7 protein-coding genes and 2 pseudogenes are annotated in these 12,730 nt (G+C 68.5%); 6 read left to right on the top strand and 3 right to left on the bottom strand.

Annotated features, from left to right (window positions below):
• Positions 1-333 precede the first annotated feature (333 nt).
• A complete protein-coding gene (locus ACVCAH_RS36440; protein WP_447140764.1) occupies positions 334-3,576 on the top strand; it encodes a hypothetical protein in 3,243 nt (1,080 codons plus the stop codon).
• A gap of 329 nt (positions 3,577-3,905) precedes the next feature.
• Here ACVCAH_RS36440 and ACVCAH_RS36435 read toward each other — a convergent pair whose 3' ends face one another.
• A complete protein-coding gene (locus ACVCAH_RS36435; RefSeq protein ID WP_447140763.1) occupies positions 3,906-4,718 on the bottom strand; it encodes an SAM-dependent methyltransferase in 813 nt (270 codons plus the stop codon).
• Between the two features lie 1,130 nt (positions 4,719-5,848).
• On the opposite strand from ACVCAH_RS36435, the gene ACVCAH_RS36430 reads away from it, so the two are divergent.
• From ACVCAH_RS36430 to ACVCAH_RS36415, 4 genes and pseudogenes are all read left to right on the top strand, one after another.
• Positions 5,849-6,208 carry an ATP-binding protein gene (locus ACVCAH_RS36430; RefSeq protein ID WP_447140762.1) on the top strand — a complete coding sequence of 120 codons (360 nt, stop codon included), beginning with the start codon at positions 5,849-5,851 and terminating at the stop codon, positions 6,206-6,208.
• An 886-nt stretch (positions 6,209-7,094) separates the two neighbouring features.
• Positions 7,095-7,841 carry a DUF2637 domain-containing protein gene (locus tag ACVCAH_RS36425; RefSeq protein WP_447140761.1) on the top strand — a complete coding sequence of 249 codons (747 nt, stop codon included), beginning with the start codon at positions 7,095-7,097 and terminating at the stop codon, positions 7,839-7,841.
• A 459-nt stretch (positions 7,842-8,300) separates the two neighbouring features.
• Positions 8,301-9,239, top strand: a pseudogene (locus tag ACVCAH_RS36420) (replication-relaxation family protein).
• Positions 9,240-9,792: 553 nt separating this feature from the next.
• A complete protein-coding gene (locus ACVCAH_RS36415; RefSeq protein WP_238432884.1) occupies positions 9,793-9,936 on the top strand; it encodes a hypothetical protein in 144 nt (47 codons plus the stop codon).
• A gap of 204 nt (positions 9,937-10,140) precedes the next feature.
• On the opposite strand, the gene ACVCAH_RS36410 is transcribed toward ACVCAH_RS36415, so the two are convergent.
• Both ACVCAH_RS36410 and ACVCAH_RS36405 read right to left on the bottom strand, forming a co-directional pair.
• The gene (locus tag ACVCAH_RS36410; RefSeq protein ID WP_447140760.1) at positions 10,141-10,620 is read right to left on the bottom strand and encodes a GNAT family N-acetyltransferase; all 480 of its coding nucleotides are present in this window, start codon (positions 10,618-10,620) and stop codon (positions 10,141-10,143) included.
• On the bottom strand, positions 10,617-12,380 hold the full coding sequence (locus ACVCAH_RS36405; protein WP_447140759.1) for an orotidine 5'-phosphate decarboxylase / HUMPS family protein: 1,764 nt from the start codon (positions 12,378-12,380) through the stop codon (positions 10,617-10,619). Before ACVCAH_RS36405 ends, ACVCAH_RS36410 begins: the two co-directional genes overlap by 4 nt.
• Before the next feature lie 24 nt (positions 12,381-12,404).
• Between ACVCAH_RS36405 and ACVCAH_RS36400 the strand changes: the two are divergent.
• A pseudogene (locus tag ACVCAH_RS36400) lies at positions 12,405-12,730 on the top strand (hypothetical protein); the annotation flags it as partial.

Genomic DNA, 12,730 nt, shown 5'->3' with positions numbered 1-12,730 from the left:
GGAGACCTCGCTACTTATCGATCACCGACGCGCCGGAATCTCCTCGCCCACCACCGCCGACTTCGACACACGACCTAGGCGTGTGGTGTTGGCAGCCAAGTGCACGCGGCGACGGCCGGCGCGGGATGCGATGCGTCAAGCTGTGGATGTCGATGGCTCGACCAGGTGAGCGTCCCGCCCGCTGGTGGGGAGAGAGTTGATGGCGCGGCTTCGTGGATGTCCCGTCCGGCCGATGTCTACTGTGGTCGCTGTTGTGGATCTTCCCTGTCAAGCAGGTGCTCGGGCGTTGGCCGTCGCCGTTGAAGCGCCCCGGGTTCTGTGGAGACTAGAGATGTGACGACGAGCCGGATTGACGAGCAGGGTTTGCCTGAGCTGCCGCCTGAGGTAGTCGACCGAATCGTTGATGAGTTGTCCTCGCGAGGTGAGAAGGCGGTCACGTGCCTGCGAACCGCAGCCGCGTTGATCAAGCAAGCGGTGGACGACGATCGTGGGCTTCGTTTGGCTGAGAGCGCCGGATACAACCTTCGCGAAGCACTTGACGCCGTGGTCACTGGACGTCCCCCAGTCAGCGGCGGCCTATCCGCGATCCTGGAGGCATGGGCGCGTTACCAGTCGGAGGTGGCCCAGCCCGACGCGGACATGACCGCGTCGTTGAGCGCGTTGGAGGATGCGCTGCACCGCGTCGCGGAGAACCGGGACCGAAGCTCGTACCACGCTGCGCGTCTGCTGGGTTATCTACGCGACAAGACTGGCGTTGATCCTCTTCAAGGGGAAGCGGACCCGATTGGCGAGTACAACCGACTGCGAAACGACGCGAACACGGCCTTGCACGCGGAGTCGGCGCTGGACGCGGTGACGGCGCTGTACGACCGGACAGTGGCTTGGTTCATCCGGATGTTCACACCGCCGGATGCGGTGGTCACCGCGATCAGCGAGCTGGCCGCTGAGCCGTGGCAAGGCGTAGAGCAGATTGGCAAGCTGCGGGAACTGGCCACGAACCCGCACCACCTGAGATTGTTCCTCGGACGCCTCACCGACCCCGCCTGGCTCAACCCCGTGTACGACGCGGGCCTCCTGAAACTGCCGCAGCCCGATACGGCCTGGCCGGCAGCTAGCCTGCTGGAAGGGCTCGGACGGAGCTCCCCAGATGAGGTGGCCGGCCTGCTTGAACGCATGCTCGCCGACTCCAACGCATTGCGGCAGGATCGGCGGCTGGGTGCAAGGTTCGAATTGCTTCGCGTGGCGTCGCAGATCGGGGCGGCTGGACACTCGGTCGTAGCACGGATCGTCGAGCTGCACGCCAACGTTCGGGCCGTTAGGGCGCTCACGTTCGGGGTGGTCAAGCGCGCCGACCCAACAGATCCGGTAATCCTCCGGGCGGCGGATGCGATGTTGAGCGGCGAGCCGTTCGACCGCGACGACTACTACGCCGGTGCGGTGCTCGACCGGCTGGCAGCCGGACTTGACGCCGGCAACGTCGCTGAGCGCACGCGGATGCTGTCGGCCAAAGTGCGTCGGCTGGCGCGTCACCCCGACATGCGGTTCGTCGCGCTCGACATCGCCCGGCTGACAGCCGACCTGGGCGAGGAGCGCGGTTACCTCGCCAAGGTCACGCACTACCTGGCTCGCATGCTGTCACGTGCCCGTGAGCTCGGCGTTCCAACCGCAGATCTGCTCGACTGGACGAAGAGCATCCCCGGTGCGATCGGCGAGCGGATCACCTGCAGGATCCTGGCGGAGGCAAACGACGTCTCCCTGCAGGACAAGATCGACCACATCACTCAGCGCTTGGCGTCCTCGACTTGTACGGGCGACGATCGCGACCTTGTCACCAGCGTGCTCAACGACGATCCGGAGGCGGATGCGCTCGCCGCCTGGCACAGGGCGCTAGGAACGCCCTCCGCCGCGCCGGAGAATCCTGCGTCTGCATTGCCAGACGACTGGGCGCGGGCGTGGCGATGGTCCATGGTGCTACCCGCATCCCTGCTCGCAGAGTGGCGGGAGCCCATAGCCCAAGTCACCGCCCGGCACGGTGAGCCGGATCCGCAAGCCCTTGACCGCAGGAGCGAACGATTCGAGCTGCGCACCGGCCAGTCTGCCCACAGCGAAGACGAGTTGACTGCGCTCCCAGTCATCGAAGCGGCTGAACTGATCGCAAGCTGGCGCCCTGACGCGGCCAGCGACGCGAGGATGCTCGGAGCGCGGGAACTCGCCCGAACGCTGGAAGCTGTCGTGAAGGCCAACCCCGATAGGTGGTCGATAGACCCAGTCGCAGTCGTCACGGCCCTTCACGAGCCGGTTTACGTGCTCCACTACCTTCGCGCCCTCACCGACCTGGCCGGCGAGATCACGCCCCGCGCGCCGCAGATCCTCAATGCAGCAGAACTGGCGCGGACCACCCGATGGGAACCCGCTCTACTGGGGCGGGACGACTTCGACTTCGAGCCCGGCTGGCACAACGTCGACACCACCGCCGTGGACCTACTCGCGGCCCTCGCCAACAAGAGCGCAGACCTGACCGGGCATCTGGAGACGGCATGGGCATGGGCCCTCGAACTGATCGACTGCATACCAGACGCAGACGACGACGCAGGCGAGGTTGAGATTTCGGGTGGCGATTCGGACGCCCTGTTCCATGCGATCAACCATCCGAGAGGCCGTGGACTTCAAGCAGTGCTCGCCCTCGCCGGGTGGGAACGTCGTCAGACCGGGACCATCAGGGCCGAATTCACGCAGCTTCTCGACGAGCTCGTCCGGATGCCCGGACGTGTCGGGATGCAGTACAGGGCGATTCTGGTAGAACATCGAGTGTTCCTCGAGGCAGTCGCGCCCGCGTGGCTTGAGCAGAACACCCCAACGTTGTTCAGCGACGATGACCGCGGACGTGAGACGTTCGATCTGACGCTCAAGTATGCCCGACCGACCTCATGGTTCTATAGGCACTTCCGGAGCCAGATATTCGCCGCCGCCCGAAGAGGCGCTGTCAACGCCGTTGGCTGCCTGCTTGTCGGGGCGCTCAATGGGGAGGACGGCTACTCCAGCGACACGATCATCGAGGGCCTCCGCGGCGACACCACGGCGCTGGCCAGTGCCGCTAACGAGATCGCGTACTTGGTGCAGTCCAGTCAGCCGGGCACCCCCGAGCTAGAGACTGCCGTCACGTTCTGGCGCGCGTTGCTCGAAGCTGACCGTCGGGTCGTTCCAGCCGAGGCGCTGCAAGCATCCGGCCGGTGGGCGCTCGTGACCGGTCTCTCCGATGACGTCTGGACGGAGCAAACGGTTCAGACTCTCGAACTCACCGGCGGGGCCATCGACCTGCCGATCGAGGTGGCGGATCGCTGCAAGGCCGCAACCTCGTCAGGCGATAGCACCAAGATCCTCCTGCTTCTGCTCGGCCAAGGCGAGCCGTGGGAACAGGACTACGTCGCGCGTGCTGGTGTGGAGAAACTCCGGACCCTCGCCCGACGGCAGGTAGACGAGAGCTTCTGGCGCCTGCGTACCAGGCTGATCGAACTCGGATACCACCAGGCTGCAGACGTCACGCCAGCCACCGGTCCTGGCCCCAACGATAAGTGACAGCCTCGAGTTGCGGGCCAACCGCCGATCCCCGTACGACGAGCAACGACGCTCTACGCCGTCGGAAGGCCGGCGACGCCGCCGACGTGCGCTGCGGCACCGGCGGCGGGTTCACCGCAGCGGCCGGTGGTTGGGCGGGACTGCGCTTGCGCTGGTCATGCGCCGAACCCCGGTGACGGGCGGCATACGAGCCAGGGCTCGCAGGAAGTCGATCTTTCGGAATCCGGGCCTGCGGGCCAGGGCGTGTTCGACCTGCGCCCGGACGGTGCGGTGCTGTTTGTTCGGGTCTGCTGCCAGCCGGCAGCCACGCCGCGCAGATGGAGGATCAGCTAGGGTTTGCGGGCAACGCCGGCCCAGTAGTAGGCGGCGTGCGGGTCGGCGGGTTTGCCGTCGGCGGGTTGCCATTCCATCACCGGCACGACTCCCGGTTCGACCAGTTCCCAGCCGTCGAAGAACCGGGCTACCTGGTCGCGGGTGCGGGGTACGAGGGTCATGCCGCTGTTAACGGCCGCGGCGACGGCTGCGGACATGGCGTCGGGGTTGAAGTCGCCGGTCGGGTGGGTGATCGCCACGTAGCTGCCGGGTGGCAGGGCGTCCATCAGCACGCGTGCCTTGTGCCACGGGTCGTCGGCGTCGCGCAGCAGCATCAGGATCGCGATCATCGTCAGCGCGACCGGCTGGTCGAGATCGAGTGTCTCGCGCAGCGTCCGGTGGTTGAGGATCATCTCCGGCTCGCGCAGGTCGGCGTGGATGTACTCACTTCGTCCCTGCTCGGTGCTGACCATCAGGGCCCGGGCGTGGGTCAACACGATGGGGTCGTTGTCGACGTAGACCACTCGGGTGTCGGGGGCGATCTGCTGGGCGATCTCGTGCAGGTTCGGCCTGGTCGGGATGCCGGTGCCGATGTCGAGGAACTGCCGCACACCGGCCTGGCCGACCAGGTAGCGGGCCACGCGGTGCACGAAGTAGCGGTTCTCGGCGGCCATGGACCGGATCGTCGGGATCGCCGCCACGAGGGCTTCAGCGACGGCGCGATCGGCGGCGAAGTTGTCCTTGCCGCCGAGCCAGTAGTCGTAGATCCGCGCCGAGTGCGGCACCGTGATGTCGATTCTGGGCGGCGATGTCTGCCGCTGATCTGCCACAGCCTCGTCACCGTGCCGCACGGACACCTCCTACAAAGGACAGTCGTTGGGCGAGCGGCGCTCAGCCTAGCCCGACACGGACACCGGCCGCATTCCCCCGCGGCTGTCGAGGGCAACCTCCGGCGGGCGTTCGACCGCAACGTCAATCCCCTCGACCGGTTATGCGGCCCGGGCTTCCAGGGCGTCGGCCGTTGTTCGCTCCCCAGTCGATGGGTGGGCGCCAGTCGCAGACGGAGTGTCGGCGGCGCCGTTTGTTGAAGTCGGTGATCCAGGCGGTGGTCTTCAGGTGGGCCTCGGTGCGGGTGCGGAAACTGGTGGCGGTGGGCGTACTCGACCTTGATGGTGGAGAAGGTGGCCTCGGCGCCGGCGTTGACGAGGCACGGTCCGACTTGGTTCATCGCCTGGCGTGCCTGGCAGCGGGCGCAGGTGCGGGCGAAGTCGGCCGAGGTGCACTCGTTTTTGCTGCCGCGGTCGCTGTGGAACGTCACGTCGGCGACGTCGCTGCGGTGCGGCTGCGCCACCGGCCCAGCGCCGAACATCAACGGCCATGGTCAACGCCGCCACGACCAGACCGGCGTCATAGCGCTCGCCTATCGCGGCGGCTCATCGCCGTGGGGTTTCGCCGCGCTCTCGCGGGTGGCCGCAGGCGGGCGGAACCTGGAGGGGGCCCGAGGGGGGGGGTGTGGTCCCGCCTGCCTGCGGCGGGGCCGCGCGGCGACACGGCTCCACTGAAGGGGCCGTCACGGCTGCGGGATCTGTTACGCCACAGGGCCGCGGTCTGAGCGGGTCACGTCCGCGCCGGCGGCATGCGGGACGACGATCGCGGACTCGTCTCTGCAGCCGCCGGGGCGTTTGTCATCGAAGCGGCGTGCGCCATCGAGGGACGGGGCTCGGCGACCGGCAGGCTGAGGGCCACATGGGCGGCTGTTCGTGGAGTTCGGCCGACTGCTCCCGCTCAAACGCCCCAGCCGCTGCGCGAGGGGTGGCTTTCATTCGCCATCGTGGCCTTGCCGACGTTCCATCATGCCGGATCGGCAGGTCGTTGCCGGCGGGCAAGTTCTCCCTGGTCACGGCTTGGGTAGCGGTGGACCGCGTCAGGTGGCGCCGGTCGGCGGAAGGGGATCACGGCCGTGAGTGAGCTGACCGCGCACCTGGACCTTCCGGTGGGTCCTGACGCCCTGGCCGCAGCGCGGCAGGCGGTCAAGACCGTGCTGACCGGATGGGGATTCCGGCATCCGGAGTGGGTGGGCGATGCGGTGCTGGTCGCCGACGAGTTGGTAGCCAACGCGGTGCGCTACGGTGGCGGCTGCCTGCGTCTGCAGCTCAACGCCCGTGACGGCGACGTGACGATCTCGGCGGTGGACGGCTCGGCGGTGGTGCCGCGCCGCCGGGACCCGGACGGCGACGGCGGCCGGGGATTGGCCATCATCGAGGCTGTGTGCCACGCGTGGGGTGTGGACAGCCTCGACGACGGCGGCAAACGCCTCTAGGTCCGCCTGGTGAGACCGCCCGTCCCGCCAGGTGGATAGCGCTGCGAGGTTTTCTGCTGTGACCACGCGGACGCAGGAGGACCGGGGAGCACTGGGGCGGACTCTATAGCACCCCGGCGGACTGGTAGCAAGACCCGGTGGCGATCCGTAGCGAATTGGGGGTTGACTCGACGGGGGTTGCCGAGGCGTACTGGATACACGTTCCCGCAGCGCCGGCCGGCGCGGTCGGCCACACAGCAGCGGGCAGGCACCCCACGACCGGGGTGCCTGCCGTTGTTCGTACCGACGCCGCGGGGCGTGGAGAGATAGGAGGCCCCACATGAAGGATCGTCTGTCGGCGAGTTGAGCCGCCGCACCACCTGAGCGCTTCTGCGCCGATACCAGTGGTGAGTTCTGATCTTTGTGGCTCGGCTTGGCCGTCCGCCCGATGTCCGCGCGTTGACCGCAGCCTGCTGTGCGGGTTGTGGCGACGCCTGCTGCCCTGGTGCCTGCCCCTGCGCGGGGTCTGGCGTGTTCGTTGACTCGACCATAGTGCCTTTTGTCGTCCCCTGCCCGCGAGGGGTCCGCCCGGCCGGGCGTCACCCGGCAGGGTCGCGCCTGCCCGGGAACTGACCCGAGCCGGGCAGGCGCGACCTGGGACGGAACCCTAACCACCTGAAGCCGAACCCTTCAACCACCTGTTTGGAGCAGAACGTGACCTCACACGACAACCCCCTGGAGGCGGCGACTGCCGTCGCGGCCCGCCCTCACACGACAACGCCGACCGCGGCCGTGCACGCGCCGCCTGAACCCAGGTGGTGGGCCGTTGGCGGCACCTGACCGGCGAACCGCCCGCTCACCTGTCCGTCCGGGCTTCGGACGGGAGCGGTGGGAGGACCGCGTCCAGGTGGCGATCATGTTGTTGATCGGCGGGGCGGCCGGCGCGGCGTCGTTCACGCATGTGCATGACGTCGCCGCCGGGCACGGCCAGCCGGGCTGGCTGGCCTGGGCCGACGCGATCGTGCTGGAGTTGATGTCGATCGCCGCCGGTCTGGAGTTGCGTCGCAAGCGGCGCCTGGGCCAGCCCGTCGTCTTTGCCGCTGCGGTGCTGGTGGTGGCGGTGTTGCTGTCGCTGGCGGCGCAGGTGGTGGAGGCGGAGGCGTCGGTGATCGGCTGGATCGCCGCCGCCCTACCGGCCCTGGGCTTCCTGGCGATGGTGAAGATCGCTCTCGGCCGCGCTGACCCCCACCCACCCCACCCGATCGACCAGCCCGAGCGTGGACCGGCGCTGACCGTCGACGCGCAGGTCCCGGACACCCACCCGCCGGTCCCCGTCACCGCCGCCGCGGTCCCGGGCTCCATCACTGCGGTCCCCGCCGTCGCGGACCAACCGTCGGCGGTCCCGGACCGCGCGGACACCGAGACGTCGACCGACGAGGGCGGTCCGGAGGTCGCCGCGTTGGTCCCGGCCGCCCGGACCGCCGCCCGCACCCTCACCGCCGAGGGGACCCCGCTGTCCCGCAAGGCCCTCGCCCACCAGCTCCGCGCGGACGGGCACCAGTTGTCCAACGCCACCGCCTCGGCGCTCGTGCGCGTCCTACGCGCCGAGGCCACCCCGCCCGCACCGGATCTGTCACCGCGGGAGGCCGCGTGACAGAACCCCGACCCGAGGCTTCTGTCAGACCGCGCCGTCGCTGTCAGGCCAGTCTCCGCCTCTACCAGGAAGCCCACGTGCTGACAGCACCTGACGAGGCCTGTCAGCGCGTTCCCGCCGGCCGTCCGCTACCTCGCAGCGGTCGGTGCGCACACCGCACACCCACCCGCATCTTCGACCTTGGAGCAACAACGATGATGTCGCAGTACAGCGATCACCAGCGTCGCCTGTCCCGTCACCGGCGAGACTCACACACACTCTCACCGCATTCCCACCCCGGGCCCGGTGCGGCCCGCCGTGTCGGAGTCAGCGTCGATCTCCGTTCTACCGTCCGTCTTGATCATGACCCCCACAACGACCCCCCACAGCCGCTCACAGCCCAGGTCAGGGCCGCTGTCAGCGGCTCGAGACCGCTCCAGACAGACCCTCCAGTCTCGGGTCTCCCCCCAGGGGCTGCCCATGCGTAAACACACACCGGCTGCCGATCCGCTGCTGCGGCTGCAGGCCAGCATCACCGCCCGCGACGACCGCCTCCTCGGCTGGCTCTACGACCACGGCGTGCTCACCACCGACCAGATCGCCACCGCCCTGTTCCCGTCCCTGGACTTCACCCAACGCCGGCTACGCCGCCTCACCGCCCTGCGGGCAGTGGACCGGTTCCGACCCAACAAGCCTGACGGAGGCTCCTACCCCTACCACTCTCCTGGACCAACTCGGCTACGACCACGTCCACGCCCAACGCGGACTTCCACGAGGCCGCCGGGACCAAGCTCGCCGCCGCAAACAATCGTTGACCAGCCGGCCGGACCTGCCGCACCTGCTCGGCGGCAACCAGGTCTTCATCGACCTCGCCGCCCACGCCCGCACCCACCCCGACACCGAACTGGTCCGCTGGCAGCCCGCATCCGCCTACCACGAACCCGGCACCCTCTACCGCGAAGGCGGCGACCCGCAGATCATGATCGCCGGGGCGACCGGTTTCCCCCGCCCGGACGGCGCCGGGGTGTGGACCGAGGACGGACGGTCCGTGCCGTTCTTCCTCGAGTACGACACCGGAGGCGAACACCTGCAGGTCCTCATCGACAAGGTCATCAAGTACGAGCGGCTGTACACGATGAGCACCTGGGCATGGCCGGTGCTGTTCCACCTCCCCTCCGCCCGAAGGAGGTGAACCTGCACCACCGCCTCGCCGCCGTCCCCGACCTGGCCACGGTCATCGCCACCACCACCGCCGAACTGCGCGCCGCACTCGGGGCCAGCCCCGCCGACCGGGTCTGGCAACTACCGGGGCGGCGCGGTGGCCGTCACCGCCTCATCGACCTGCCCTACACCGACACCCGCCACGACGACGAATACCCCACCCACGACCAGCCCGTCCCGGATGAGTGGGCTGCCTGATGAGGCGGGGGCGGAACACGCGGCGCGCGCGGCGGCCTTTAGGCCCCCACACGCCGCCGAACCCGCCAACCCGCCGGGCCGGTAGCCGTCGCCCGCGTACGGGAGCGCGTCGAGGCGACAGAAGCCGACTGCGCGTCGGACGGGAGCTGTCGGAGTCTGTCAGCCGCGTTGCTCGGCGACAGCGCCCGCGCGCGCATTCACACGGACGGCACGCCGCTGTGAGTCGCTGTGAGTGGCGAACGCTTCACTTCCACGGCCACCAGAGGTACCGTCCGCAGCCCACCACCGCACGCCGACCCGCCGCCGACTCCGGCCAGCGGAAGCCGTCGATCTCAGCAAGTTCCCAACTTCGAGAGGAGATGCCCATGGCCCCACACGTCGACCTCACGCCACGAGCCGTCCTGGGAGGGACATGGCCACACGCCGTGACCAGAGATTACGCGCGAACACACCACACCCGTCGCCGCCGACCCCGCCCACGCGGACAGCCGACGGCGAGGCCCCGACCGCACACCCCGACACGGACGCTCCGCTCCTGCAGGGGACGCTGTCGATGGCCCGCTACCTGACCGACCCCGACACCGAAACCGAGATCCAAGCCCTGGCCGCCGAAGCCGGCCTTCCGACGGTCGACCAAGCCGCCACCCTCGCCCGCCTGCTCCGTCTGCACCAACCCGCACCGCCACGCGCCGCGTGACCTGCGCCCGCCCTCACGGGGGGTGGGCGCGGCCCGCTTCACCCGCTAACGATCGTGCACGCGTTGCGTCGCTGCGGTCCCCTGTGTCGCGCCGCCCATGGTCTGCCACCGCCTTTCCGACGTTGGGACTCGGCGATGTTCAGAGACATCCTACGGCTGGCAAGGAGATGCCCAGGCTTCGGCACTTGGGCGGGCCGCTTATCGCTAGCCGCTGATCGATCGCTCATACACAGCGCGGTGCTTTCCCGGCCCCTTGTAGTCGTAGATCACGGCCACGCCAGCCTCGGTCGTGTCTCCGGCAACGTTGCTGAAGCCTAGAGCGAGCCACGTTCTGTGCGCGGCGTTGTTGTCGGGTTCTGACGTGAGGAAGAGGCGCCGGCATCCCCAGGCAGAGCCTTGCCGGTGAATTTCCTCTACGAGCGCCCGTGTGATCCCCTCACGGCGGTGGTCGGGGTGCGTCATCACGTCTTGCAGGTAGATCTGCGAGGGGTCGACCTGGCTTCGGAAGGCGATCACGCTTCCGGCGACCTGCCCATCGATGATGGCGAGTGGGCAGGTGTCGGCGAACAGCGTGGCGTAGAGCCAGTAGTCCGATGAGCCCCGGAGCCTGATGTACGGCTCTCCCAACGCCAGCAGTTTCTCGAGGTCGGGGATGCGATCGACCGTGAGCGGGGCGATGATCATGGGTGGTGTCCTTCGGTGAGTTTGATCGATGCGGCGAGGTCCCGCGCGGCGACGGCGGGGTCCAGGGAGTCGGTGACTCCGCGACCGACGACGAGGATGTCCCAGGAGCGTCGTCGGCTGGCTTCGACGTCGGTGGGTTCGAAGCCGCCGGAGACCGCGACCGGCAGCTTGGTCCACGATCTGATGAGTTGCGCCTGGTCGAGTGGGTGAAAGCCGGCTACGCCCAGGTCGATGTTTGTGGTGATGGCGAAGCCGTCGACTCCTGCGCGTTCCATGTCCTGCACCCAGCCCTGGACCAGCCGGCCCTCGGGCACGTCGATCATGACGGGGATGCCCAAGCGTCTGCTCGCTTCGGCTGCTGCGGACACGCTGGCGATGCTGGCGGGTCCGATGAGTAGTACGACGTCGGCTCCGGCTTCGGTCGCGAGGACCACTTGGTCGCGTCCCCAGTCTGCGGACATCATCTCGGCGACGATCCACGCACCAGGGGTTCGCTGCTTGACCGCGCTGATGGCTTGGACGCCGACGCTCTTGATGAGCGGGTCGCCGATCTCGATGAATTGCACACCTACGCTGGCGGCGGCCTGAGCGACGGCGATCGCGTGGTCGACGTCGCGGACGTCGAGCGCGACCTGGAGGGCGCGTCCGCCTCGGAGGCGCCGGAAGGCTTCCTTGCTGATGCCTGCGGCTGCGCTCGTGGCTGTGCCACGGTGTTCGAGCAGGTTGGCTTCGGCGCGTACGAGCCAGTCGGTCGAGGCGACGCCTTGACGGATCAGGGCCGGCTGGACGTTCGTGGGTGGCCGCAGGGCGCCGGTACGGATCTCGCGGAGCAGGCCGAACAGGGCACTGCGGGAGGAGTCCTCGTCCTGTAGTGGTTTCCTGCCGCACTTCAGTAGGAGTCGATGGGCGGCGACTCGCACGTTTCGAGGGCCATGGCGCCATGCTTCTTGGCCCCGGATGACAAGGTCGGCGGCCGAGTCTGCGTCTCCAACTCTGAAGGACAGCCCTTGGAGGAGACGTTCGCGGACATGCCAGTTGCGGTCGTCGAGGAGCGTGGGCAATAGGTGTTCCAGACCGGGTGCGGTCGACTGGCCGGCGGCTTCGGCGGCGGCGGCGCGGACTTTGTAATCGCGGTCCGCGGTCAACGACTCCATGATTGAGATCACCGTCTGCTGGGGGATCGCGTGGCCCGCTCGGATCCCCTCGGCGAGGGCGGCGCGGGCTCGCCAATCGGGATGGGCCAGGAGTGTCTTCAGCTCCTGGGAACTGCCGTCGTCGGCGGCGATGAAGACGTAGAAGTGTCTGGCGAGGAACACCGCATCCTCTACGGTGTCGAGTTGCGCGAGGCGGACGAAGTCGTGGACGGCCGCGACGGGCAGCTGCGTCTCGACGCACGCCACGATGTCGGACCATACTGCCGGGCCGAAGCGGCGCAGCACCCGCAGCATCCAGCGGGGGTACTCCCCGCCCAGCGCGGTAGCGGCTGCGTTGGTGTGCAGGAGGGCTCTGGCAAGCGGTAGGCCATTGTCGTGCAGGCATCGGGAGGCGCACACGCGCAGCACCTCGGCGGTGGTGAACGCCGGGCTCTCACCGGTGAGTTCGAGCATAAGGGGCAGCGTCTCGGTGATGCTGATCGACGGTGACTGGGCGACGGCGGCCAGCAGTTCCGGCGATGTCGCGTCCAAGCCCTGCAACAGGAATTCCAGGACGCCCCGCAGGTCGCCTGACGTGCTCGTGCGAGCGGCGAGGTCGTTGAGCAACTCGATGGTGATGGTCGAGCGTCCGTGGGCCTCGATGAGCTGGGCGAGCCACCGGGCGAAGAGATACTCACGGATGACGTCGTGATGGAACGTCAGGCCGCCGGACGGGCCGGACCGCACAAAGTGCTGGCACTGGTGCGGCGAACACGCCCGTCGACGATGATCAGCTTCGACCCGAACTGCCGTCCCTCAGTGACCAGCGACCCGATCGGTGCCCGAGAGAGGATCAACGCCTTTGTCAGATTGAGCGACGTCGTCAAGGTCAGCGGCGATGATCTGGACTGGATCTACCCGGGCCGCCCCTACCAGGAGGCGGGGCGGAGGTGGCTGGCCCTCGGCGCACACGTTGT

Source organism: Micromonospora sp. LZ34 (assembly GCF_052981855.1).
The sequence above is the reverse complement of the archived record's forward strand: the minus strand, read 5'-3'. Positions and strand labels throughout refer to the sequence as shown.

Coding starts and splice junctions, on each gene's coding strand:
- ACVCAH_RS36415 (WP_238432884.1), top strand. CDS start 9,793: ATGGCCCGCTACCTGACCGACCCCGACACCGAAACCGAGATCCAAGCC.
- ACVCAH_RS36410 (WP_447140760.1), bottom strand. CDS start 10,620: ATGATCATCGCCCCGCTCACGGTCGATCGCATCCCCGACCTCGAGAAA.